General features: G+C 39.9%; 27 protein-coding genes and 3 pseudogenes. 25 read left to right on the forward strand and 5 right to left on the reverse strand.

Going from position 1 to position 22,819, the window contains the following annotated elements; genetic code table 11:
• Positions 1-2: 2 nt before the first annotated feature.
• Positions 3-137, forward strand: coding sequence for a hypothetical protein (locus tag IHV12_RS22930; protein WP_255552636.1), 135 nt, complete (start codon positions 3-5; stop codon positions 135-137).
• A gap of 18 nt (positions 138-155) precedes the next feature.
• On the forward strand, positions 156-614 hold the full coding sequence (locus IHV12_RS17765) for a hypothetical protein (protein ID WP_197191671.1): 459 nt from the start codon (positions 156-158) through the stop codon (positions 612-614).
• 270 nt (positions 615-884) lie between these two features.
• On the opposite strand, the gene IHV12_RS17770 is transcribed toward IHV12_RS17765, so the two are convergent.
• Both IHV12_RS17770 and IHV12_RS17775 read right to left on the reverse strand, forming a co-directional pair.
• On the reverse strand, positions 885-1,406 hold the full coding sequence (locus IHV12_RS17770) for an SRPBCC domain-containing protein (RefSeq protein WP_197191672.1): 522 nt from the start codon (positions 1,404-1,406) through the stop codon (positions 885-887).
• Between the two features lie 39 nt (positions 1,407-1,445).
• Positions 1,446-1,760: an ArsR/SmtB family transcription factor gene (locus IHV12_RS17775; RefSeq protein ID WP_137789207.1), complete on the reverse strand. Its 315-nt coding sequence runs from the start codon at positions 1,758-1,760 to the stop codon at positions 1,446-1,448.
• Between the two features lie 107 nt (positions 1,761-1,867).
• Here IHV12_RS17775 and IHV12_RS17780 point away from each other — a divergent pair, with 107 nt between their 5' ends.
• The 5 genes from IHV12_RS17780 (at position 1,868) to IHV12_RS17800 (ending at position 4,940) form a co-directional block, all read left to right on the forward strand.
• Positions 1,868-2,146, forward strand: a complete 279-nt coding sequence (locus IHV12_RS17780; RefSeq protein ID WP_197191673.1) for a hypothetical protein — start codon at positions 1,868-1,870, stop codon at positions 2,144-2,146.
• A 33-nt stretch (positions 2,147-2,179) separates the two neighbouring features.
• A complete protein-coding gene (locus tag IHV12_RS17785; protein ID WP_197191674.1) occupies positions 2,180-2,980 on the forward strand; it encodes an alpha/beta fold hydrolase in 801 nt (266 codons plus the stop codon).
• Between the two features lie 434 nt (positions 2,981-3,414).
• Positions 3,415-3,864 carry a hypothetical protein gene (locus IHV12_RS17790; RefSeq protein WP_197191675.1) on the forward strand — a complete coding sequence of 150 codons (450 nt, stop codon included), beginning with the start codon at positions 3,415-3,417 and terminating at the stop codon, positions 3,862-3,864.
• Between the two features lie 577 nt (positions 3,865-4,441).
• Positions 4,442-4,696, forward strand: coding sequence for a hypothetical protein (locus tag IHV12_RS22745; RefSeq protein ID WP_231620788.1), 255 nt, complete (start codon positions 4,442-4,444; stop codon positions 4,694-4,696).
• Positions 4,697-4,727: 31 nt separating this feature from the next.
• Positions 4,728-4,940, forward strand: a complete 213-nt coding sequence (locus tag IHV12_RS17800) for a cyclase (RefSeq protein WP_197191676.1) — start codon at positions 4,728-4,730, stop codon at positions 4,938-4,940.
• 511 nt (positions 4,941-5,451) lie between these two features.
• Here IHV12_RS17800 and IHV12_RS17805 read toward each other — a convergent pair.
• Positions 5,452-5,981, reverse strand: a pseudogene (locus IHV12_RS17805) (GNAT family N-acetyltransferase).
• A gap of 273 nt (positions 5,982-6,254) precedes the next feature.
• Here IHV12_RS17805 and IHV12_RS17810 point away from each other — a divergent pair.
• The 15 genes from IHV12_RS17810 (at position 6,255) to IHV12_RS17875 (ending at position 19,471) form a co-directional block, all read left to right on the forward strand.
• Positions 6,255-6,908 carry a DUF1801 domain-containing protein gene (locus tag IHV12_RS17810; RefSeq protein ID WP_197191677.1) on the forward strand — a complete coding sequence of 218 codons (654 nt, stop codon included), beginning with the start codon at positions 6,255-6,257 and terminating at the stop codon, positions 6,906-6,908.
• Between the two features lie 99 nt (positions 6,909-7,007).
• Positions 7,008-7,142 carry a hypothetical protein gene (locus tag IHV12_RS22750; RefSeq protein WP_370568835.1) on the forward strand — a complete coding sequence of 45 codons (135 nt, stop codon included), beginning with the start codon at positions 7,008-7,010 and terminating at the stop codon, positions 7,140-7,142.
• Positions 7,143-7,167: 25 nt separating this feature from the next.
• Positions 7,168-7,665, forward strand: a complete 498-nt coding sequence (locus IHV12_RS17815; protein WP_197191678.1) for an HIT family protein — start codon at positions 7,168-7,170, stop codon at positions 7,663-7,665.
• A gap of 12 nt (positions 7,666-7,677) precedes the next feature.
• Positions 7,678-8,301 (forward strand): nucleotidyltransferase domain-containing protein, encoded by a 624-nt coding sequence (locus IHV12_RS17820; RefSeq protein WP_197191679.1) that lies wholly within the window; start codon positions 7,678-7,680, stop codon positions 8,299-8,301.
• Between the two features lie 15 nt (positions 8,302-8,316).
• Positions 8,317-8,466 carry a hypothetical protein gene (locus IHV12_RS17825; protein WP_197191680.1) on the forward strand — a complete coding sequence of 50 codons (150 nt, stop codon included), beginning with the start codon at positions 8,317-8,319 and terminating at the stop codon, positions 8,464-8,466.
• Between the two features lie 319 nt (positions 8,467-8,785).
• Entirely contained in the window at positions 8,786-9,799 is a 1,014-nt protein-coding gene (locus IHV12_RS17830) for a nuclear transport factor 2 family protein (RefSeq protein WP_197191681.1), read from the forward strand.
• A gap of 128 nt (positions 9,800-9,927) precedes the next feature.
• Entirely contained in the window at positions 9,928-11,520 is a 1,593-nt protein-coding gene (locus IHV12_RS17835; protein WP_144699685.1) for a sodium:solute symporter family transporter, read from the forward strand.
• Positions 11,521-11,686: 166 nt separating this feature from the next.
• Positions 11,687-12,715: a LacI family DNA-binding transcriptional regulator gene (locus IHV12_RS17840; protein WP_197191682.1), complete on the forward strand. Its 1,029-nt coding sequence runs from the start codon at positions 11,687-11,689 to the stop codon at positions 12,713-12,715.
• A gap of 15 nt (positions 12,716-12,730) precedes the next feature.
• Positions 12,731-13,492 (forward strand): SDR family NAD(P)-dependent oxidoreductase, encoded by a 762-nt coding sequence (locus IHV12_RS17845; protein WP_144699689.1) that lies wholly within the window; start codon positions 12,731-12,733, stop codon positions 13,490-13,492.
• 26 nt (positions 13,493-13,518) lie between these two features.
• On the forward strand, positions 13,519-14,685 hold the full coding sequence (locus tag IHV12_RS17850; RefSeq protein ID WP_197191683.1) for an ester cyclase: 1,167 nt from the start codon (positions 13,519-13,521) through the stop codon (positions 14,683-14,685).
• A gap of 31 nt (positions 14,686-14,716) precedes the next feature.
• Positions 14,717-15,922, forward strand: coding sequence for an iron-containing alcohol dehydrogenase (locus IHV12_RS17855; protein ID WP_197191684.1), 1,206 nt, complete (start codon positions 14,717-14,719; stop codon positions 15,920-15,922).
• Positions 15,919-17,355, forward strand: a complete 1,437-nt coding sequence (locus IHV12_RS17860; protein WP_197191685.1) for an aldehyde dehydrogenase family protein — start codon at positions 15,919-15,921, stop codon at positions 17,353-17,355. Before IHV12_RS17855 ends, IHV12_RS17860 begins: the two co-directional genes overlap by 4 nt.
• 21 nt (positions 17,356-17,376) lie before the next feature.
• Positions 17,377-18,000, forward strand: coding sequence for a cupin domain-containing protein (locus tag IHV12_RS17865; protein WP_197191686.1), 624 nt, complete (start codon positions 17,377-17,379; stop codon positions 17,998-18,000).
• On the forward strand, positions 18,001-18,714 hold the full coding sequence (locus tag IHV12_RS17870; protein ID WP_197191687.1) for an alpha/beta fold hydrolase: 714 nt from the start codon (positions 18,001-18,003) through the stop codon (positions 18,712-18,714).
• On the forward strand, positions 18,707-19,471 hold the full coding sequence (locus IHV12_RS17875) for an HpcH/HpaI aldolase family protein (protein WP_197191688.1): 765 nt from the start codon (positions 18,707-18,709) through the stop codon (positions 19,469-19,471). Before IHV12_RS17870 ends, IHV12_RS17875 begins: the two co-directional genes overlap by 8 nt.
• Positions 19,472-19,541: 70 nt before the next feature.
• On the opposite strand, the gene IHV12_RS17880 is transcribed toward IHV12_RS17875, so the two are convergent.
• Positions 19,542-20,081: a PadR family transcriptional regulator gene (locus IHV12_RS17880; RefSeq protein ID WP_197191689.1), complete on the reverse strand. Its 540-nt coding sequence runs from the start codon at positions 20,079-20,081 to the stop codon at positions 19,542-19,544.
• Positions 20,078-20,920 (reverse strand): sialate O-acetylesterase, encoded by an 843-nt coding sequence (locus tag IHV12_RS17885; protein WP_197191690.1) that lies wholly within the window; start codon positions 20,918-20,920, stop codon positions 20,078-20,080. Before IHV12_RS17885 ends, IHV12_RS17880 begins: the two co-directional genes overlap by 4 nt.
• Before the next feature lie 265 nt (positions 20,921-21,185).
• Here IHV12_RS17885 and map point away from each other — a divergent pair, with 265 nt between their 5' ends.
• From map to hepT, 3 genes and pseudogenes are all read left to right on the forward strand, one after another.
• The gene (gene map, locus IHV12_RS17890; RefSeq protein ID WP_197191691.1) at positions 21,186-21,926 is read left to right on the forward strand and encodes a type I methionyl aminopeptidase; all 741 of its coding nucleotides are present in this window, start codon (positions 21,186-21,188) and stop codon (positions 21,924-21,926) included.
• Between the two features lie 416 nt (positions 21,927-22,342).
• A pseudogene (locus tag IHV12_RS17895) lies at positions 22,343-22,477 on the forward strand (type VII toxin-antitoxin system MntA family adenylyltransferase antitoxin); the annotation flags it as partial.
• Positions 22,467-22,819: pseudogene (gene hepT / locus IHV12_RS17900) on the forward strand (type VII toxin-antitoxin system HepT family RNase toxin). The pseudogenes IHV12_RS17895 and hepT, both read left to right, overlap by 11 nt.

The raw sequence follows: 22,819 nt of genomic DNA on the forward strand, positions 1-22,819 counted from the left end.
AAATGTATATGACCGGAATTGCAATCATAGTTATCGTGGTGTTTACTTTGCTGGGCATTGATGTGCAACTTAGAAAGAACAATAAACAAAATGAAGAGATTATAAAGTTGTTGAAAGAGATCAATGAAAAATATTGAATGGTTTAGGTGCATGGTATGGAAATTAAAGTACAATCAGAAATCTATCGTTTAGGTCTTTTTATCGGCTTCTTTCAAGTGAAGGCTGTCATCGAATGGGCCGATCAATTAATAGAGAAGTTGGATCAACCTCCATACGAAATTCTTGAAATCTCGTTATCTTCTAATGCTACTATAGCTTCGGTATGTTCAAAGTTAACCGATGTAAAAGGAGAATGTGATGAGGCGCGTCCGATTCAAGGAATTCTAAGTCTACTTTATGATGAGTTAAGTCAAACGAGTGATGTAACGGAAATATGTACATATATGTATCGTCTTGTTGGTCACATTCCAGAGAGCTGTGATGATATTGAAAGGTCGATTATTAATCTAACAGATAGGTGGGAAATGGCAGTTGATGGCTACTATGGGGATGTAGAGGAAGCTCGTAATGATATTAATGAATTCCTAAAAGAATTTGGATCGTTAGAAGGTTGATTCTTATAAACTTGTAAATCATTTGAGCGAAAAAGGGATGTTTTATTAGAAATGAAAAATGTAATCAAATACACTACGATCTTTATTTGGGCTGTATTGTTTCTTTACTATTATGATAAATTTATGCCAGAAGGAATACTCTACTTGGTTATCGGAATTCCTGCGCTTTATCTAAGTGTTAGGGCAATTCTTTACCTTTTTAACAAGGTGGATAGGAAAGAGAGTAAATGAAAAAGCGAAAAAAGCAGTTAGCTTTCTTCGCTTCAATACTTATTTCATCTCTGCTAATAATTCTTCCAACTGGTTCCAAGTCATTGTCACACCTTCGAGCATACCCATGTCTAGAACTGTCTTCACATCATCAGCAGAAGCATATTCTGCACGGTTGATTAGTTTTGTTTGGTTGCCTTCTGAAACAAAGGTTAATGTAACTTCTGTTTGTGGCAGTTCTTCAGAAACATTGCCTTCAGCATCAGAAAACGCGTCTACGCTCTTGATTTTTTCTGGTGCCACGATTTCATGAAATACCGCTCTGCCCCAAGATTCGTGTCCAAAGTATTCTTGAGTCTCATCTGTGCATTTCATGCAATAATGCCAAACGCCTTCAGGACGGAATTCAAACTGTTTGATCGACATTGTCCAGCCACCTGGAGCCCACCAGCGCTTCAAATGTTCTTCTTCAGAAAAAGCTTTAAACACAAGTTCGCGAGGTGCATTAAAGGTACGTTCTAACACCAGTACATTTCCTTCTACTTTAGAAGTTAATTGATTCGTTTTATTTTCAACAGTCATTATTAATTCCTCCTTCATTTATGTAGTGCCAATTATCGTTTATTTCATGTCTTTTAAATATTCATCTAAGCGGTCGAACCGATCTTCCCAAATGTTTCGAAAGGTATCAAGCCATTCTTCTAGTTCTAAGAAAGGTTGTGACTGCAGCTTATAGATTCGACGATTCGCAATAGGTTGAACCTCAACAAGCCCAGAATCACTAAGTACACGTAGATGCTTCGATACCTGTGGTTGGCGCAGCTTAAGGCTGTCGGCAATTTCTCCTACAGTAAGAGGACCAACTCTCAAAAGCTCAACAATGTGAAAGCGATTGGGCTCGGCAAGTGCATGCAAAGTTGTTAGTTTCTCGCCCATAAACTGTTCCTCCTTTCATATACAATATAACTCATAAGGAATATTCTTGTAAAGGAATATTCTAAAATTCTTTTCGACATGATCTGCAAGTTGAGGTGGTTTAGTAAATGGAAAAGTTAAACAAAGTGTCTTTTTATTTATCGGTGACCTGTGTGATTCTGTTATTTGTACTTCCTCAAAATAGCTTGATTACAAGCGCAACAGGCATACATAAACTGAGTATTATTTTATTCTTCACTATATTGACTTTAATGTTAGGTGTCATTGGACTTTCTGGTGTTCAAGGGTGGAGATCGATGTTAAGAAGTTTCATTACGATTGTGGCGACACTTTTTATCATGACATTTTTTACTGTTGTAATGTTTTTCGGCAAATTATTAAGTTAATTAATCTCAATTTCAGAAGGAAGGTTAGAGTTCATGCTTTGTACAGTTAAAAGTGGAAGCATTCATTATGAAATGATGGGTGAGGGTATGCCATTAATCCTATTACACTCAATGGGCACGGACCATCGTTCTATGAAGGCGTGGCTGGAACCCATATTCAACAACAAGCGTGGTTATCAAAGAGTGTATGTGGATCTACCTGCTCACGGGCACAGCAAGATTGATTCAACCGTAAAATCAACCGATGACATACTTTCAAATTTAGTAGAGTTTATAGATATCATGTTTTCGAATAAGGACTTTGCGTTGCTTGGTTCTTCTTACGGGGGATACCTTGCACAAGGGATCGTTCACATAAAAAGGAACCATGTAAAAAAGCTGCTATTATTGGCTCCTGCTATTCATCGAAAAGAGCGAAACATACCGGAAAAAGTAATACTCGAAAAGAACCATGCAGTACTCCACGCACTAGATGCGGATACGAGAGCAGCATTTGAAACCTTAATGATTTGTCAGAATGAAGAGAATCTAAAATGCTTTTTAGAAGAAGTTCAACCAGGAAGACGATTAGCAAATCGTAATTTTCTAACCTCCGACTGGAGAGTGGAAGGGTATTTTCTTTCACAGGAACCGTTTTCTGATGTATCATGCTTACCGCAAGAAGTACTCCTTATACTCGGAAAACAAGATCATATTTGTGGTTATCAAGATTATGAGTTTTTGTTGGACAAGTTCCCTCATTCAAACCGAGTGATTGTGAATCATGCAGGTCACATGCTACATATTGAGCAGCGAAAAACTGTTCAACAACTAGTTGGAGATTGGTTTTTATAAGTCAACCCTTGTTTCGAAGCTGCTTGCTAACACCAATAATTAAGTAAATCAGGCCGATAATAAACACAACATGCACAGGAATTTTCAGAGACGAGTTACTGTTAATCAGATATACGTACAAAGTAACTAATGCTGCTGTAATTGTAAACGAGACCCACCATTTTCTTATTCTAAATGTTGCATAGCCTACTATAAATGCTAAAAGGAGAAGGGTTGATGTGAGTAATAACCAATTTTTAAATGTAAGAAAGGGAAGAAGAAATAAACATATAATGAAGTAGATGCATACTACATAAAGGGCTTGTTTCAAATCGCATCCTCCTTTTATTTGATATTAGGTACAAATCAAGAGCAATCATGATAAACCTGATGAAACCAATTACAGTTTTATAACGCCTACTTGTATATAGAGTTTTAAAATAGGGGGTTGTAGGATGAATAAAATAGGGGTTCTTGCTCTTATTCTGGCATTTTTATTAATCACGAGTTTCTTTACGTTTTACATCATGAACGCAAAGCCGCCATCGGCAAGTGCTAAAACAGAAACAAACGTCACGATTCCAACTAAGCAAAGCACTTATTGCTGGGATGGATTTTTAAGTGGTGCGTGTGTAGATTATGCCGAGCCATTTATGATGAATGAAATAAAAGCTGTTTCCGTGTCACCAGGCGAAAAGATTGCTATATCGTATAAACGCAAACCGATTAAAGTATCAAAAGAAGTAAATGTATGGACCAAGGGGGAGTCTGAATTTAAAACGGTGACTTTACTAGATGGAGATCTTTATGTGGCTCCAAGCGAAAGTGGCACTTATGCTGTTAGTACGAACGGAACTTGGAAAAGAGGATCTTCCTCACAAGTATTCTTTATTAAAGTTAAGTGAAGAATTGGTACAACAAAAAAGTAACCCATCAATGTTTGCTAGGGATGGGTTACTTGTATAGACTCTTAAAGTTATTATTTCTTCTTCCTTTTTTCCATTTCTTTTTTAACTAAAGGAACGACTTTGTCTTTAATTCCTTTTTGCACTTTTGGATTGCTGAGTACTTTCTTGATTTGATCTTTCATGAATCGTGCCCCCTAAAATCGTGATAAAACTATGTTTCCCTTAAAGAGAGGGCAATTAAACCTGTATGAAAAAATGTATGTAGTAGGTTTTGTAACATGAAAAGCCGCCCTGAAAGGCAGCTCATTGATTAACCGATTCGCTTTTTGTTTTTCTTGCTCTTACGTGCTTTCTTGCAAGCCAATAAGCCATCTAAAATACTAATGAAACTTCTCAAAGAAGACACCCCCATCTATCTCATGTTGAGAAAAGAATAAAGACTAAAATCTCTATTCCTTATATCATATGTGAGCTTGTCTTATTGGTTTGTACATTTATTGAATCTATTAAAATTACTATAGAAGGAATAGAGAATAGCATATGGAAATTAGAAGATATGCTAGGGGGTATCTCCATGAATGAAGACATGGATAGAGTGAAAAAACGTGTAGATAAGCGTCTTGAACAACATGCTAATCCTAACCATAGTGAAGTGCCATTTAACGATGCCATGGAACACTATAGAAAGATCGAGGGCTATCCAACTAAGAATCTTTCAAAGGTAAATATCCAGGGGCTGACACTGCCTATCCGTATACTCGGTTATTTCTTCATTGGAACGATGGGTGTGGGGATGATCACTGTTTTCCTTTTGTCGTTATTTAAATAAATCGTACAAAATGATGGCGAGGTGCTAACAGATGGATAAACGTGTTCAATTCGATTTCGAAATTGATTTTACCAATGGTGGGGGATTACAAGGACAGGAATTCCGTCTGGATCTTCATGGTGATGATATTACGGACGAAGAGCTGGCGAAGTATATTGTTGATGATATGAGACTGTTGATGGTGGGGGAAGTGCGGATCTTGAATAAGAAGATTATTGAGGAAAAGCATAAACGAAAATTGTGATTGATGATTACAAGGATTCATGTTTGCCTATGTAAAGCGAAGTGGTGTCTCTGATTCCACAATCGAACAGGTGACTTTAGGATAAACTCTATAGGAAGGTGAATAGAATCTTAGGATTTTCTTTAACTGCTGTGTTTAATTTCCTCTTTGGATATTTATTTCATTATTTGTCCGTTTTATTTGTGTTACTGTATTTGTACATTGCAGAAGCTCTTGGCTGGACATTAGACCCTACATTAGAAAAAGGTTTATTAATTCCAATTCTTATTGCAACAATATTTTTAAGTTTGATTTACTTCTCAATACTTGTTATTACAAACAAATACTTGTGGAAGAAAACTCAATTGAATAAATTATATTTCTTAATATTAATCTTAGTAACTTTCTCATTAGGATTCCTTTCTAACGAAGAAAGAATTAATATCTTATTCAGCTAACGAGTGCCTTGTTAAAGGCATTAGAAAACGACCAACTCTGGTCGTTTTTTTGTTGTTATTTTCATATTCAAATTTTAAGAAAATGCCTCTGAATAGTGTACAACGCCATGCACATGAGCCAGAGAATTCTCTGTTAACTCAAGCGCCATAAACACTTCATCAGGAACATCAAAGGGAGCTTAAATTCTCCATGTGCTAGCCTTTTTGAATCCAAACTCCGGATAATAATCTTGATGACCTAAAACGATAACTGACTGATAGCCTAAGTTCTTGGCAGACGTTAGGGCTGCTTTAATAAGTTGACTCCCAATGCCTTTATTTTGATACTCCGGAACAACAGAAACGGGTGCTAGTGCTAGTGATTCAACGACCTGTTTATCATTAACAATCTTAACTTTTGAAATCAGAACATGCCCGACGATCTCTTTTTTTTCGTTTTCAGCGACTAAGAAAGTTCAGGAACGAATGCTTCTGTCTGCCTGATTTGGTGTACAAGAATATGCTCTTTCTTGTCACTGAATGCTTCTGATTGGAATGCACTTCTAACCACTTCTTCAGTCTTTTTATAATCCTCCATGCGTTCAATGCGAATTTTCCTATCCATTTATAGTCTCCTTATCTTATCAAATATATCTTGCACTCTATAAATGGCACCTTCTTCATGTAAACGAACGAAGAAGGTTTACTTACTCAGCTCTATACATAAGTTGATTAAACAAAAACCTCCATCTGAAATATGTTCTATCGTATTAAGTTATTGATCTGGCGTCAACTCTGAGAGATTGTTAATGAAGTTAGCTTTTTCAAAAGGAATTATTGTGTTTTCATAGAAATGATAGAAGTTGATCAAATATAAAAATGATTAGGGGGCTGCCCTATGCCAAAAAATATGTTGAATCCTAAAGTTGATGAATTTTTGAAGGAAGCAAAATCGTGGAAAGAAGAGTTTGAACAGTTACGAAAAATCGTATTAGACTGCGGCCTCACTGAAGACTTTAAGTGGATGCACCCGTGTTATACGTTAAATAACAAGAATGTTGTTTTGATTCATGGATTTAAAGAATATTGTGCTCTATTGTTTCATAAAGGCGTTTTGTTGAAAGACGAAAAGAAGATTCTGATTCAACAAACAGAAAATGTACAATCAGCGCGTCAAATTCGATTTACGAATGTTCAAGAAATCCTTGATTTAGAAAGTACGCTCAAAGCATATATTCATGAAGCGATTGAAGTAGAAAAATCGGGGTTAGAAGTGCAATTGAAGAAAACAGCGGATTATTCAATACCCGTTGAATTTCAAAATAAAATGGATGAGATCTCCGATTTAAAAGAAGCTTTCGAAAGTTTAACACCAGGTAGGCAAAAAGCTTATATTCGGTATTTTGCTGAAGCCAAACAATCAAAAACGCGAGAAGCTCGCATTGAAAAATATATGGACCAGATCCTTGATGGAAAAGGGTTAAATGATTGCACGTGCGGGTTATCCAAACGAATGCCTAATTGCGACGGCTCACATAAAAGTATTCGATAAGAAGGTTAAGAATCTTTAAGAGTGAAGGAGCTATGAAATGTCTAAGTGGCAGACGAAGTTAGGCGCAATGTTCAATGTCCTATAGCGTTTTCGGAGGAAATGAATGAGGCGATTCTTCAATCTACTTTTGTTCGTTTCAACGAAAGTAATCACTATCCTTTTCTTGAGGAATCAGGTTTGTTTAAAGAAGAAATTCAGAAGTTCATGAACAAGGTTGTTGAAATGAAAATCTAGTGTAATCGCTTAGGAGAGAGTTGTTATGTACACACATATGCCACCGAACTATATCTGTCCCTTTTGTTTAGTCGTTCAAGGGGTTGAGGACCCCAACAATAAACTAGTTCAGAGCAAGCAACAAGATATTATTTATCAGGATGAGTATGTGACGGCGCTCATCGCAACGTTATGGTGGCCGAATAACAAAGGTCATGTGATCATCATTCCTAACCGTCATTATGAAAATATCTTTGATCTGCCACTCGACATCGCCGCTTACATTCATAAAGTGGCTCAGCAAGTATCTTATGCTCTAAAAGATTGCTACGCGTGTGATGGCATATCTACCAGGCAGCATAACGAACCAGGTGGAAGTCAGGATGTTTGGCATTATCACCTGCATGTGTACCCTCGGTATTTTAACGATCATCTTTATCTGACGCACGGAAGTCTTAGCGATCCAGAGGAACGTGCGGGTTATGCGGCAAAACTTAGAGCATGGTTTCAAACACAAAACACATACAACAAACAAAGAATATAAAGGATGACATTCATGAATACACATAGCGATTTAATAGAAATTGAAGCTTATTTATTGAAGAAGTATGATTGCCACACCATCATTTTATACGGATCGTATAGTCGTGGAGATTATACAGAAGAAAGCGATGTGGATCTTATCTGCTTTTCAGATTCCGTTACCGAGGATACGAATGATGTAGAATTTATTGAAGGAAAGCAGTTAGATGCTTGGATTTATCCTACTGAAAAAATGAAGCAGGCTGAACCGTTTCTACGTGTACATAAAGGCGAAATTTGGATTAACAAGAAAGGTTTAGCGGAAGAGTTTTTAGCTACCATTCAAAGTACGTTTGAGAAGGGACCAAAACTATTAACTCAAGATGAGAAGGACTTCTTAAAAAGTTGGCTGAAAAAGATGCATGTGAGATCTGCCAAAAATGATTTAGAAGGAAACTATCGCTTTCATTGGATGCTAAAAGACAGTTTGGAAATCTATTTTGAATTAAATGGTGAATGGTTTCTCGGACCAAAGGTTTCTTTTCAATGGTTGAAAGAGAACGATCCTAAAGCTTTTGATCTTTTTAATCGTGCATTATCAACGGATGCAAAGGATATAAGTTCTAAAGAATTATTAGATTACCTTTGGGAGTTGTAAAAATGGGTAGATAACATGAGTAAGATTTATGTAGCAGAACTTTTAAACAAACGACTGCAACTTTTGATAACAAATAAGTTGTCATTTATTATAATAATGATGATAACAGAAGTAATCTATCTGTATCATTATAAAGAGGCAACCTACATGTTGCCTCTTTATTGATAAAGGAAGATTTAACCTTCCAGCAAAACAGTAGATAACACCGCTTAATAATCCATATAATGAGCAACTATGGAACCCCATTAAATTTGATACTCAAAATATTTCACTCTTCTACTTTCTCCAAGTAACATCCTAACCTCTATTATCTGCTAAATTAATCTATAATAATTTACTATTTACAATTTTCTAATAATTAGATAATATTCTATATATGTATTTTCACTTTATACCGACCGTTTTTTTGAATGCGCATTCAAAAAAATTTCATTTAAAAAAAGAGTGCGCCAACTGAAGATTTTAAATAACTATGGAGGTGCCTATGACTAGTTACCAAGAAGAAAAATTGCTTGTAAGGAGGTATTTTGAGGCATTAGAGAGGGCTACGCCGAGGCAAGTTAATGATGTTTTAGAGGAGTTTACTGCTGATGGTTATAGTTGGAGAGGGGTGTATCCGTTTCGTGAGCTGAAGGGAGCAGTAGCGGTCGCGGAGACTTTTTGGATACCTTTTTTGACGTCTGTAAAGAAGGTTCAACGCCGTCAGGATATTTTTATGGCAGGGACGAATGAGGTTAGTGGTGAGAAGTGGGTTATGAGTATGGGGCATTTAATGGGCCTGTTTGACGAGGATTGGATGGGGATCCGTAGGACGGGCAAGATGATCAACCTAAGGTATGCGGAGTTTCATTGTGTGGAAGATGGAAAGATTACGCAGACGGGTTTGTTCGTTGATTTAATTGGTTTTATGCTTCAAGCGGGGGTGAATCCTTTGCCACCGTCTACGGGGAGTTACTTTGTGTATCCAGGGCCGAGAAATCATGATGGCCTTTTGTTCGAAGATGCTCCAGAAACAGAGGGAATTAAGACCTTGAATTTAGTGAACCAGATGGTGAATGATTTATCGGAGCTGAATAAGAGCGGGAAGATGGGATGTCCTCCGGAATTATTAGAGCAGACTTGGGAGGAGGATATGATCTGGTATGGACCAGGTGGAATTGGGGCAAGTTATACAATTTCTAGGTATCAGATGCAGCACCAGCTCCCGTTTCGAGAGGGATTGAAGGATAAGAAGTTTAACGGTCATGTTTGTCGTTTTGCTGAAGGGGCATTTGCTTGTTTCTTTGGTTGGCCAAATCTTTCGAATACACCGATTGGTGGATTTCTCGGTTTACCAGGGGGAGAGGTGAAGGCGGATATGCAAGTGGTAGATGTGTATTATCGCCGAGGAGACAAGCTAACTGAAAATTGGGTGCTGATTGATATTCCTTATTGGCTGAAGCAGCAAGGATTGGATATTTTCGAAAGGACACAAGCGGTGATGAATCCGATCCTTTAGAGGGACTTACGCATTGGTTGATTGAGTAAATAAACCTTTACATAAATGAGCGTGCTAACAAAATACGGATCATATTGAATGCGCATTCAAAAAGGATATGAAAAGAAGGATAAGGGGGAAGAATCAAGATGAGTTGGATCGATATGACAATTATTGCGGTATACATGATCACTCTTATCATCATGGGGTATAAGCTGGGAAAGGGAAATCATACTCAGGATGATTACTTTGTGGGAGGCAGATCGGTGGCGACGTTGCCTATTGCGCTCTCAATAGCCGCTACGACTGTAAGTGCGAATGGTTTTATTGGGGGACCGGGTTGGTCTTATGAGTCGGGAATGATTGCGTTTATGCTGAACTTTAGTATCCCATTAGTTTTAATTTTAACGCTATCTATATTCCTACCATTTTTTTATAACTTAAGAGTGACGTCCATCTATGAATATATTGAAATGAGGCTCGGAGGGAAAAGTAGACTGCTGGTGGTATTTGGCTTTATTGTTTCGAATGTGATTCAGGTTGGATCTTTTTTATTTATCCCCTCTTTGGTGATTCAAACCTTTACGGGGTGGTCGTTGACATTTGTTGTTCCACTTGTAGTGGCAGTGTCGATTCTGTATACGTTGCTGGGTGGGATAAAAGCGGTTATTTGGACGGATGCCGTTCAGATGGTTGTTTTGTGGGGAGCAGTCATTGCGTCGGTCGTGATTATTTTAATCAATCTGGACATTGGTTTTTTTGAGGCGATGAAGGTGGTTAAACAAGAAGGGAAGCTTGATGCACTTGATTTCTCACTTGAAGCTCAATTAGAAAATGGTGTGTGGGTCGGTTTAATCGGGGGACTTTTTATGTGGCTTAAATATTATGCGACCGATCAAACACAGACTCAGCGGATGTTCGCAGCCAAGTCTATTAATGAAGTGAAGCGTTCCATTTGTATAAGTGGATTTGTGATGAATAGTATGTATTTCGTGTTCATGTTCATGGGTGTCTTGCTCTTTGTGTATTTTGGCGGAAGGGAGTTTAGTAACTCAAACAATATTATGATCACGTTCATTGCCAATAATGTTCCTGTCGGTGTGTTGGGGTTACTTCTAGCGGGAATCTTTGCTGCGGCCATGTCGAGTATAGACTCCGTGCTCAATTCTGTTACGACAGTGTTTATTAAAGATATTTATGAGAAATTTGTATCAAAAGGAAAGCAGGCATCTTTAAAGGTATCCATGATTTTTACATTCGTATTCGGATTGTTGCTGATTGTCTTTACGTTGTTAGCATTTAGTGGAACAACTGCATCTATTTTAAAGACGGTAGGGAGTTATCTATCGTATTTTTCAGGGGCGATTCTGGCGATGTTCTTATTGGCTATGTTTACGAAGCGAGCGAATGACAATGGGGTCGCCATTGGTTTTGTTCTTGGAATTATCGTAACTACGTATATCGGGAATCTAGGACTCGTAAATTGGCTATGGAATTATCCGATCGGTTGTGTGATTTCACTCATCATAGGTTACAGTGCTAGTTTACTATTTAGTAAGAATAGAAAACTTGAGGTCGAGGAATTTACGTATCAAGGTCAAAGGTTAAAGCTTATCGCAGACGGAAATACGACAGATGCGAATGGCCATTCCATCTTACCAGGAGGATTTGATCGTTATTCCTATGCTCTTTTGGGATTGTTCATCGCTCAGATTGTTATATTGGGACTTATTCAACTTTAAGGAATGTTGAAGTGAAAATTTACCTAGAGGTGATAGGATGGTTCGTCCTAATAAGACAAATTGAAGTTTTCAGAATATTCAACTATAATGAACCTGTGAATCCGGATTCAATCGTTTGAAAAAGTTATCCGGTATTTAATGTTTCGTATTGAAAGGGTTTTGATCAATGAAAGACAGAATTAGTGCGTACGATGTAGCAAGAAAAGCAAGTGTGTCCCAGTCTACCGTATCAAGGGTGCTGAACAATTACCCTCATATTAAAGAGTCAACGAAACAAAAAGTTCTCATCGCGATCGAGGAGCTAGGTTTTACACGGGATGAAATTGCAAGAAGTCTCGCGAGTAATAAAACGAGGACGATCGGTTTAATTGTAGGGGATATAACGAATCCTTTCTTTGCAGAGAGCGCCAAGGTAATCACAGGAAAAGCGCAGGAGAGGCAGTACGATGTAATTCTTTGCAACACCAATCACAACGAAGAAAACTTAAACAAATACATTCAGACCCTGAAAGGCAAGCGCGTCGACGGGATCATCATTGCCTCAGCCGATAAGAACAACGAACGAATCAAAGAGTTATATAATCAAAATTTTCCCGTCATTTTATTTAATAGTATTTTGGAACATGAGAAAGCGAACTATATTGCGGTGAATAACTACAAGGGAGCAAAAATCGCCGTAGAACACCTCTACCAACTAAATCACCGCCGCATCGGATATATTGCCGGGCCATCCAAGTACTTGACGACACACCTAAGAAATCTGGGGTATGAAGAAGTGCTGAAGGAATTGGGAATTGAGAGAAATGACGAGTACATCTACAATAAGGAATTCTCATATGACGAGGTCTACCACTTCACCAAAGCATTACTAAAAAAACGCGACCGTCCCACTAGCTTTTTCGCTGCTTCTGATCAGATGGCTCTCGCAGTCCTAGATGCAGCAGCAAGCGAGAACATCAAGGTACCAGATCAACTATCGGTGATTGGCTTTGATGACATCGATCTAGCAAGGAATCAATACATCGGTTTATCGACAATTACTCAGCCCAAAGAAAAAATGGCTACACTTGCATTGGAGAAGCTGATTTCTCTTATAGAAGACGGGGAAGAGAACGATGCTGGGTTCCAAATTATATTAGAACCCGATTTGATCCAACGAAAAACGACGGGGTTTCTTGTGGAGAAATCGACTTAGAAGGGAGGAAGGGTATTGACCCAATTCGCAGATTTAAAAGGGAAAAAGGTTTTGGTTACTGGAGGCAGTAAAGGGATTGGCAAGGATATTGCTCTTTCTTTTAGTAAGCTAGGATCGATTGTTGTCATCAGTGGGCGGAATGAAGATGACTTGTCCACCGCTGTCGATGAGTTAAAGGAGCACAACCCTCAGTGCTCGTATGTAAAGGCAGATATCAGAAAGATTGATGAGACTTATAAGATGGTAGATAAAGCTGCTGCCCATATGGGGGGACTGGATATTGTGGTGAACAATGCAGGGATCAATCGTCCGAAAGAAGCGATGGATGTGACCGAAGAGGATTGGGATGCCATTTTGGACACGAATCTTAAAGGAAGCTTCTTCTCCTCTCAGCGTGCAGCTCATTATTTTATCCCACAGGCAAGCGGAAAAATCATCAATATCGTGTCACAGATGGCTTTCGTCGGGTATGTGAAACGGGCTGCCTATTGCTCAAGTAAGGGAGGAGCTGTTCAGATGACTAAGGCGCTTGCTGTCGAGTGGGCTCCTCACAATATTAAAGTGAATGCCGTCGCTCCGACGTTCATTGAAACGGAACTCACATCCGACATGTTCCTAGACAAAGAATTCTACCAGGATGTCCTTCGCAGGATTCCATTGGGGAAACTCGCCCAACCCTCCGATGTGACAGGAGCAGTCTTGTTTCTTGCATCTGACATGGCAAACTTTATAACAGGTGAAACCATTAAGGTGGATGGTGGTTGGACGTCTATCTAAAATCTTCAAAAAAGGAGGTATGTAACATGACGAAAACAGAAGAGCGATCAAAAGAAGAAGTGAAAAGTCCATTTCATCAGCCAACACATCATGATAAGGTTTTTTACGGTGATTCAAACCTCGTCAACTCTGTAGGATATGCTGATTACAACGAATACTCTAAGCATACAGCCCGAAAGCAAAGAATGAATGGTTTTGACGATGAATATCTTGATTTTGTGGATTATATCATTAAAATTACCCACCGAATTTGGGAAGAAAAAGGCATAGGTGTCATCTATCAAACGTATCATAACGACGTCACGATGCACACGGGGACAGACCACATCAAGGGAGTGAATGCGGTTGTATCCGGGACATTGCAGGCATTGCACGCGTTTCCAGACCGAAGGCTCATCGGTGAGAATGTGATTTGGTCCGGAAATGATGAGGAGGGGTTCCTATCTTCCCATCGTGTGGCATCTAATGCGACCAACCTAGGAGATTCAGCGTTCGGACCGGCGACAGGGAAGAAGGTCTTCTTTAGAACGACGGTGGATTGCTTCGTTCATTCTAACCGAATTGTAGAGGAGTGGCTTGTGAGGGACAATCTTTCGCTGGTGAAGCAGCTGGGCTTTGATCCTGTTGAGGTGGCAAAGAAGCTTGGACAATCCCCCGTCATCCAAACCCACTTTGGATTGAGCGAGACGATGAACGGCCAGTTGATGCCGACGGTGTATTCGCCTAAGTCAAATGACTTTGAAATCGGGGATTTCATTCTGGAGATGTACAACAAACTGTGGGAATGGCGATTGTTCAATCACGTGAAAGACTTCTACGCTGATCATGCTGTCGTCCACTACATTTGCAATCAGGATCTGATTGGCTCGAGTCAGATTCAAGGGATGCTTGTAAGTTTGTTCGCCACCTTTCCGAGTGCCAAGTTTATCGTTGAAAGAGTTACGTGTAACGAAGGTATCCAGCATAATGAATGGGATGTTGCTGTTAGATGGAGACTACAGGGCATTCATGAAGGCATCGGATATTTTGGGAGCCCAAGCGGAAAACCTGTTGAGATTTTGGGTATTAACCACCTAAAGGTGAGAAATAGAAAAATAATTGAAGAGTGGATCACATTTGACGGATTGGATGTGCTGAGACAGATTTATCTCGAAGAACAACATGAAGAGGAAAAAAATTATAAACCTTTTTGAATGCGCATTCAAAAACAGAGGAGTGAAACTGATGTCAACAAGTACATCGTTAGAAAATCGTTCAATTATAAGCTTTCAAGATTTTCAAATGCCCGGAAATGTTCGTTTCGGAATGGATACCTTTTACTCTCTTCCAGACGAAATCAACAAATTAAACGTGAAAAAAGTTGTCATCATTAGCGATAAGGGACTGGAGCGAGCCGGGCTCGTTCAGCGTGCCCTGGAATTAGTTGAATCCTCCGGTATTGAGACGGACGTGTTCACCGATATCGAAGGCGAACCAACATTTTCACTCGTCAAAAAAGCGGTTGAGTATGTGAAGCTGGCCGAAGGCGAGCTCGTTATAGGCATTGGAGGTGGCAGCGCACTTGATGTGGCCAAAGCAACGGCGGCCATTGTAGATAAAGAGGATATCAATCCTTATTTAAGTGGTGTGGCCACCATTGAATCGAGGTCAGTGAAATGCATCTTGCTTCCAACAACGTCAGGAACAGGATCAGAAGTCACGATGAACGCCATTTTCGGGGATGAAGAAAAGGAATTGAAACGAGGGATTGTCAGCAAATACCTTCTTCCAGACGTGGCCATCATCGACCCAGCTCTGACACTTTCATGCCCGCCAAGGGTGACCGCTGCTTCTGGAGTGGATGCCTTCACGCACGCAATTGAATCGTATGTCGCCTCAAAAGCAACCCCTCTTACGAGAATGTATGCAGAGAAGGCGATGAAGTTGTTCGTTCCGTCGATTACGAAGGCCGTTCATAATGGCAAGGATTTAGAGGGACGCATCGGTATGAGTTGGGTCAGCGTATTGGCCGGTGTATCGCTCGCGAACGCTGGAGTGGGAGCCGTTCATGCACTGGCTTATCCACTCGGCGGAAGATATCACATTGAACATGGTGTAGCAAATGCCTTACTCATGCCATATGTTTTCAAAGTGACTGGAGTAACGTGCACGAAAGAGATGGTCGAGGTAGCACGCTATCTAGATCTCGGGGATTACACGGACCGGCCGCATCAGGCCCTCCAGGCAGTCGTAGGCTACTTGTTTGATTTGCTTAAAACACTGGAGCTTCCTATATCGCTCTGTGAGCTTGGGGTGAGAGAAGAGGACTTACCAACCCTTGCCAAACAATCGTCGCAAATCGATCGACTCTTATCCAATACACCGTATCAACTCACCGAATCAAAAATTCTAGAGATCTACCAACATGCATGGAAGGGAGTTGAAGCATGATGTTAAAGCAATCTTCTAAAAAGAACCTTTTTATAAATGGCAAGTGGCAAGAAGCAGGAGATTACTACCAATTGACATCCCCTTATAACGGAAAGTTCCTCGCCAGTGTCCCACTGGCGAACAAAAGGGAAGTGGAAGATGCATTAGCAAGTGCTGAAATCGGTGCTATGAAAATGAAAGAGCTGACCTCGTTGGAACGGTCAAATGTCCTTGAACGCGTTTCTAAGCTTTTTGAAGAACGATCAGAAGAAGCAGCGGAGATTCTAGCTCTTGAATGTGCAAAACCTATCAAAGCGGCACGTGCAGAAATTGCAAGAACCATAGAAACGTATAAGTTCGCTAGTGAAGAGGCGAAGCGCATCCATGGCGAAACGATTCCGATGGATGCGGCCAAAAGTGGGAAGGGTCGCTTCGCCTACACCATCCGTGAGCCATTAGGGGTAATTGCCGCGATTACACCGTTTAATTTTCCATTCAACTTGGTCGCTCATAAGCTTGGACCGGCGTTTGCAGCGGGGAATTCAATCGTTCTAAAGCCTGCGAATCAAACACCACTCAGTACCCTATTTACAGCGGAATTATTTGAGCAAGCAGGCTTGCCGGATGGAGCATTGAACGTTGTGACGGGTAGAGGAAGCGTCATAGGAGATCAGCTCGTGAGGGACTCCAGAGTCAAAATGGTGACATTTACAGGAAGCGTGGAGGTCGGTCTTGGCATTAAAGAAAAAGCTGGACTGAAAAAAATCACCCTTGAACTCGGATCGAATTCAGCTGTCATCATCGATGGGACAGATGATCTTGACGCTGTCGTCGAACGATGTGTGGAAGGCGCTTACGCATTTTCCGGTCAAGTCTGCATCTCCGTTCAACGAATTTATGTCCAAGAAGAACTCTATGAAACATTTGTAGAACGCTTCGTCGAAAAAGTAAAGCAGCTTGTTATAGGGGATCCTCTATCTGAAGGAACTGACCTCTCAGCGATGATCAACGAAACCGAAGCAGAGAGAGTCGAGCGCTGGATTGAGGAAGCAGCAGAGTCAGGTGCCAACATCACACTTGGTGGAAAACGAATAGGAGCGATTTTTGAGCCTACCATCATCACAGGTGCTTCGTCCACATTATCCATCAGCTGTAAAGAAGCCTTTGCCCCCGTCGTTACAATTACACCTTACGATTATTTGGAAGATGTGGTTACCTGTGTGAATGACTCTCAATATGGATTGCAGGCAGGCGTTTATACGACCTCCATTCATAAAGCGTTTGACGCGATAGCCGCCCTACAGGTTGGAGGCGTTATGGTCAACGATGTTCCGACATTCCGTGTCGATCACATGCCCTATGGCGGCGTGAAAAACAGCGGGACCGGTAGAGAAGGCATCAAATATTCAATCGAAGAAATGACCGAACTGAAGCTCGTCACCATCAAATTTTAAAGTTAGAAAGGGAGATTATCTATGCCTACTCAACAACCGAAAGTTAAAAGACACGTTTCAAATGAAAAGATGGAGGAAAACTGGATTGTCCGTTTCAATGACCTAAAGTCAAAAGCCATCCCACTCATGTTCATAGACAGTATCATCCCCGGGCACCAACGTCTTAATTATGCACTCATTGGGGACACGGCAAGTGAAAACGACAAATATTCCCCTGAGATCACAGAGCCTCACGGCTTTCAAATTGGAATGGTCAAGGCACCTCCAGGCAACGGCCCGGCCTACCATACACATGATTATATTGAAGCGTTCCTTCCACTTTCTGGGAAATGGAGATTCTATTGGGGGAATAGCGAAGATGAAATTGAAGGAGAAACCATTATTGAAGAATGGGATCTGATTTCTCTTCCACCCGGCCTATGGAGAGGGTTTGAAAACATTAGCGATGAGGATGCGTGGATATTTGCTGTATTAGAGCAGCATGAAGTATTTGATGGAAAAGATCCATACTGGTCGCCTCAGGTCGTTAAAAAAGCGGCAGAGCACGGTTTTCATGCAGATGAGTTTGGAAAAATGGTTAAACCAGACAACTTTGCGAGCCTTGAGAAACAAATGGCTGAGAAACTCAGAGCAGGAGAAAAATAGATGGAAAAGGAAGCACTCGTCTTACTGCCTGGTACGTTATGCGACGAGAAACTGTGGAAACATCAGTTAGAACATCTAACTGATGTTTCCAACCCCATAGTATGTGTTCTGAACAAAGAAGCAACGATTGAAGAAATGGCTGAGAGGGTCTTAGACGAAGCCCCATACCGCTTTGCCCTCGCTGGATTGTCACTCGGTGGAATTGTGGCGATGGAAATCATACGCCAGCAACCGGAAAGAGTAACAAGGCTAGCACTCTTAGACTCCAACCCCACCAGACCGAGACCGGAACAAAGGAAAAGTTGGGCAGAACTCCGTGCAATGGTTGAGGCGGGACACTTTCAACAAGTGGTACAACAACGTCTGCTGCCGAACCTCATCCATCCGAGCAGACAAGTAGATCATATGCTCGTATCAACAATCATGGATATGGCAGAAACGATAGGTCCAAACTACTATCTTAAGCAGCTACATGCTGTATCATTGAGGTCAGATTATCGGGAAGGTTTACGGGATATTACTGTTCCCACGCTATTATTGGTAGGGAAAGACGACACCGTTTGTCCCCCGTATCTGCATGAAGAAATGAGTGCGCTCATTAAAAAATCACAATTAGTAGTGGTGGATAAATGTGGACATTTAAGTACCCTAGAGCAGCCTGAAGCCGTTACGGATGCCCTTCAAAATTGGCTGAGGAGGAAATGCCATGCATAATCGTGTAAAGGAAAAACTTAAGAGCGGAAAAAAAGTCCTTGGTAGTTTCATAGGATTCTATTCTCCCAATCTAGTCGAAATCATGGGCTATGCTGGATTCGACTTCATCGTCATAGACGACGAGCATGGCGCATTCAGCCAAACCGAACTGGAGAACTTGATTAGGACTGCCGAATCAGTTGACCTGGTCCCCATCGTCCGCGTCTCATATGACCCATCCAGTATCCAGAAAGCACTGGACCGTGGAGCGAAGGGAGTGCAAATTCCGATGGTCAACACAAAGGAAGATGCTATTACCGCTGTAAAACGGGCCAAATTTCCGCCATTGGGAACGAGGGGCGTCGCATACTCACACAGAGCCGCCCACTATGGACATAAAGGAGGGGAGTCATTCCTGAATCAATCAGACGAAAACATCCTAGTCATCCCTCATATCGAAACCCATCATGCAGTGGAAAACATCGAGGATATCATGAGTGTCGACGGCATCGATGCCATCTTTATCGGAACTACAGACCTATCTGTCGACATGGGCTACAAACAACAAGGCGCCCAACACCCAAACGTTCAACAAACATTGCAACACCTATACCAAAAAGTTCTAGTCAAAGGAATGCCCATCGGAACGGTAGCTGCCGATAGCAAAGGAACACAGCAAGCCTTTGAAAAAGGTAACACCTATGTTTGCGTAGTGGGGAACAACGTGATATTGAATGCATTTAAGGGAGTTGTTGAACGGAAAGAAGTACTTCGTTAAAAAACAGACTACTAAAAATCACCCATCCATTTTTGGTAAGAAATCTGGATGGGTGATTTTTAGTTTTGCTTTATATAGTAGCGTTCTCTATGTCTGACTTTATTTCTTGAAACCATTTTAAGTTTACTAAATGGTGAGAACGAGAATTTTCGTTCATACGGCGAAAATAATCAATCTTTCCAGGTAGTTCCTTATGGTTTGCTAAGTATTCATCAAGGAGGGCAATTCTGGCTTCAGTTTGTTCAATCTGAGATTGAATATTTCCTAACAACTTATTTGTATCGAATATATCTGCAAATAGTAACGTCCCATAGATTGGTAATTTTACATATTCGGATTTCGTTCCATATTTGATCATTAATTGATCAAATTCTTCTAAGCCCAAAGACGTGATTTTAAAGGTGTGAATGTCACGACCGTTGTTCGGACGTATGTGTTGTGTTTGTTCAATCCAACCTTTTTCTTCAAGTTGTTGCAAATTGTAATAAAATGATCCTTTCGTAAAGTTAACGATATATTGATAATGTCGTTTTTCCATTAAACTTAATAGTTCGTATCCATGAGCGCCAGGGTTTTGTATAAGTAAGCCAAGGATTAGCAAGGGAATCAAGATTGCATCACCACCGCCATATTTGCTTCAAATTCAGCGTATGTGATTTTACCTAGAGCTAAATCCATACTATGAATATAAATCTGTTCCGTCTTGGAATAGTTATTGTTTATTTTTAGGGATTGATCTTCATCCGAAAGAGGCTCTAAGATATGAGACTTTCTCGAAAATGCAGCGTAATAGCGAAAACCGAATTTTCGTTGGGAAACTGCGTTTAAATGAATACCATCCGGATTGGGAGTGAGGCCTTCTGCCGATACAAAATAACAATTTTGCTGCTCATGAGCGAATCGCCGTAATTGTTTGTTGATCTCTTGAAACTCTGATGAGTACTTTCCAAAACCTGTTTTTCCTAAAAAATCGCCAAGCTCCCCAATCATTACTGGGACATGATGAAGGCTTAATTCTTTACGTAAAGTTTCAATGATCAGAGATAGCTTTTCGTAATACGTTTCATGTAGAGAATTATGGCTATCACTTTCACCTTGATGCCAAAGTATGCCACAAATTTGACTGGTTTCCAGAGCAAATCGTGCTTCAGACAAGGCATGTTGAAAAAGAGTACCTTGTGGATGCCAATCGTCCAAGGAACTGCCACCTTCCGCACAAGGTATCAAACCAATTTCATCATGTGGGTTGGCTTTTGCAAACTCCTCTGCAAAGGATGCAGCCAGACTTACACCAGCAACAGGACGGTCATAATTAATGGGTTCTGTCATCATTTGCCACTGTCCGTTGCGCAGCATTTTTATTTTTTCATTATAGATAGGTTCTACCTCATGCAAGAAGCCTCGACCTGCCATATTTGATTGCCCTAACATTAAAAAAGATTTAATCATTTCATCTTCATTCCTTTACATAATAGTCTAATTAGACTTGTATACTATAATAAGGTCTAATTAGACTATCGTCAACTCTACTGCTAGTGATTAGTAATATTGAAACTGCCAGCAAGTATATCCGCATCTAATCCTATGTACTTTTTGTTATTAAGCGTATAAGGGAGTATCAAATAATTTACATGGGTATAATTTTTTGAGAAAGTAGAGTTACTATAAACAATATGTAGTGAATAATGATAAAAAATAATAAGGTAGGATAAAAATGATTGCAAAAACAGAAGAAGATTTTAATGGATTGAAGGAAATTGGCAGAATTATTGCCTCAGTTAGAGATGATTTAGTACAAAGAACAATTCCAGGCATTACGACGAAAGAACTTGATGATATTGCCGGAGAACTATTAGAAAAAGCAGGTGCAGTTTCAGCTCCTAAAGGTGAATATGACTTTCCAGGGTTTACGTGCATCAGTATTAATGATGAAGTGGCTCATGGTATTCCCGGTCCTAGGGTTATTCAAGAAGGCGATCTTGTAAATATTGATGTTTCTGCTTCAAAGAACGGTTATTTCGCTGATACTGGAATCTCATTTGTAGTTGGACAAGGAGAAGAAATATTAACGAAATTATGCGACGTTGCGAAAAAGGCATTTGAAGCAGGTCTTAAGAAAGCTAAACCGGGTTCCAAAAAAAGCAGAATCGGAAAAGCCGTATATGAAACAGCGAAACAGCATGGGTTCACGGTTATCAAAAACCTTACAGGACACGGTGTGGGACGAAGAATACATGAAGAACCAGACCATATTTTAAACTATAATGACCCATGGGATCACGAATTATTAAAGGATGGGATGGTTATCGCATTCGAACCATTTATATCAACGTTAGAAGAAGAAGTTTTCCAAAAAGAAGACGGTTGGACCTATGCTACTGAAGAAAGCTATGTAGCACAAGTAGAACATACAATTATCCTTACTAAAGATGGTCCGATTATTATTACACTTTAATTCAAAATGTTAGCTCACAATAAAATTGAACCATTAACACACTGTTATTTGAAATTAACAGTGTATTCTTGAGAGGACTTTAAATTCTTGAAGAAGTAGGTAGTGAAGTTGCAGATCTAAGATAAGTAAATAGTTCTTCCTTTGTCACTGAATCAGGGATAAATGTCATTGATATTGTTTTTCTTTGTCACTATAAATCAGGTGAACCATATGCAAAAAGCAAAGAAGAGGTAGATGAGGTTATTTGGATGACTACTACTGAGATTCTAGCACATGCAAATTCACCCTTTTTTTAAAGGAAAACATCAGATTAGCAGATAAAATGCTGCAAGAAAAAATGCATTTGAAATGTTAATAGTATAGTACATTATCATTGTTAGATATATTTATGGATTTCAAGAGCAGGATCTTTTAACACGATACTTTGTAAAGATGATAAACGCAGAATGGAATTTGAGATGAAGACATTAAAGATGTATGCGAAATTAAACGAAGAACGAGAGATCGTGATCAAAAGAATCGAAGAGAGTGGATCAATCTATGAGAAATGATGTGATACTAAACAAGATTAGCATCATCGAACGATGCTTAAAGCGGATAAATGAAGAGTATGATGATACTCCATTGAATTAGAAAACTTTACAAAACAAGATTCCATCATTCTGAATATCCAGCGTGCTTGTGAAGCGGCTATTGATCTCGGTATGCATGTGGTAGCAGAAAAGAAACTGGGAATTCCTCAAACAAGTCGAGAGACGTTTGATCTGCTTCAGCAAAATGACATCATCACAACAGATTTATGTAAGGGACTAAAGGCAATGGTGGGATTTCGTAACATTGCTTATCAAGAAGTAAACCTTGAGATTGTGCAAAAGATTATTGAAAAGCATTAG

This window comes from Fictibacillus sp. 7GRE50, assembly GCF_015903875.1.
Lineage (GTDB): Bacteria > Bacillota > Bacilli > Bacillales > Fictibacillaceae > Fictibacillus > Fictibacillus phosphorivorans.

Excerpts from the sequence above, each read along its gene's own strand:
- IHV12_RS17835 (WP_144699685.1), top strand. The coding sequence starts at position 9,928 with ATGAGTTGGATCGATATGACAATTATTGCGGTATACATGATCACTCTT.
- IHV12_RS17860 (WP_197191685.1), top strand. The coding sequence starts at position 15,919 with ATGATGTTAAAGCAATCTTCTAAAAAGAACCTTTTTATAAATGGCAAG.
- IHV12_RS17850 (WP_197191683.1), top strand. The coding sequence starts at position 13,519 with ATGACGAAAACAGAAGAGCGATCAAAAGAAGAAGTGAAAAGTCCATTT.
- IHV12_RS17820 (WP_197191679.1), top strand. The coding sequence starts at position 7,678 with ATGAATACACATAGCGATTTAATAGAAATTGAAGCTTATTTATTGAAG.
- IHV12_RS22930 (WP_255552636.1), top strand. The coding sequence starts at position 3 with ATGTATATGACCGGAATTGCAATCATAGTTATCGTGGTGTTTACTTTG.
- IHV12_RS17785 (WP_197191674.1), top strand. The coding sequence starts at position 2,180 with ATGCTTTGTACAGTTAAAAGTGGAAGCATTCATTATGAAATGATGGGT.
- IHV12_RS17885 (WP_197191690.1), bottom strand. The coding sequence starts at position 20,920 with ATGATTAAATCTTTTTTAATGTTAGGGCAATCAAATATGGCAGGTCGA.
- IHV12_RS17790 (WP_197191675.1), top strand. The coding sequence starts at position 3,415 with ATGAATAAAATAGGGGTTCTTGCTCTTATTCTGGCATTTTTATTAATC.
- IHV12_RS22750 (WP_370568835.1), top strand. The coding sequence starts at position 7,008 with ATGAATGAGGCGATTCTTCAATCTACTTTTGTTCGTTTCAACGAAAGT.
- IHV12_RS17830 (WP_197191681.1), top strand. The coding sequence starts at position 8,786 with ATGACTAGTTACCAAGAAGAAAAATTGCTTGTAAGGAGGTATTTTGAG.
- IHV12_RS17775 (WP_137789207.1), bottom strand. The coding sequence starts at position 1,760 with ATGGGCGAGAAACTAACAACTTTGCATGCACTTGCCGAGCCCAATCGC.
- IHV12_RS17780 (WP_197191673.1), top strand. The coding sequence starts at position 1,868 with ATGGAAAAGTTAAACAAAGTGTCTTTTTATTTATCGGTGACCTGTGTG.
- IHV12_RS17765 (WP_197191671.1), top strand. The coding sequence starts at position 156 with ATGGAAATTAAAGTACAATCAGAAATCTATCGTTTAGGTCTTTTTATC.
- IHV12_RS17800 (WP_197191676.1), top strand. The coding sequence starts at position 4,728 with ATGGATAAACGTGTTCAATTCGATTTCGAAATTGATTTTACCAATGGT.
- IHV12_RS17855 (WP_197191684.1), top strand. The coding sequence starts at position 14,717 with ATGTCAACAAGTACATCGTTAGAAAATCGTTCAATTATAAGCTTTCAA.
- IHV12_RS17770 (WP_197191672.1), bottom strand. The coding sequence starts at position 1,406 with ATGACTGTTGAAAATAAAACGAATCAATTAACTTCTAAAGTAGAAGGA.
- IHV12_RS17810 (WP_197191677.1), top strand. The coding sequence starts at position 6,255 with ATGCCAAAAAATATGTTGAATCCTAAAGTTGATGAATTTTTGAAGGAA.
- IHV12_RS22745 (WP_231620788.1), top strand. The coding sequence starts at position 4,442 with ATGAATGAAGACATGGATAGAGTGAAAAAACGTGTAGATAAGCGTCTT.
- map (WP_197191691.1), top strand. The coding sequence starts at position 21,186 with ATGATTGCAAAAACAGAAGAAGATTTTAATGGATTGAAGGAAATTGGC.
- IHV12_RS17865 (WP_197191686.1), top strand. The coding sequence starts at position 17,377 with ATGCCTACTCAACAACCGAAAGTTAAAAGACACGTTTCAAATGAAAAG.
- IHV12_RS17870 (WP_197191687.1), top strand. The coding sequence starts at position 18,001 with ATGGAAAAGGAAGCACTCGTCTTACTGCCTGGTACGTTATGCGACGAG.
- IHV12_RS17815 (WP_197191678.1), top strand. The coding sequence starts at position 7,168 with ATGTACACACATATGCCACCGAACTATATCTGTCCCTTTTGTTTAGTC.
- IHV12_RS17875 (WP_197191688.1), top strand. The coding sequence starts at position 18,707 with ATGCATAATCGTGTAAAGGAAAAACTTAAGAGCGGAAAAAAAGTCCTT.
- IHV12_RS17840 (WP_197191682.1), top strand. The coding sequence starts at position 11,687 with ATGAAAGACAGAATTAGTGCGTACGATGTAGCAAGAAAAGCAAGTGTG.
- IHV12_RS17825 (WP_197191680.1), top strand. The coding sequence starts at position 8,317 with ATGAGTAAGATTTATGTAGCAGAACTTTTAAACAAACGACTGCAACTT.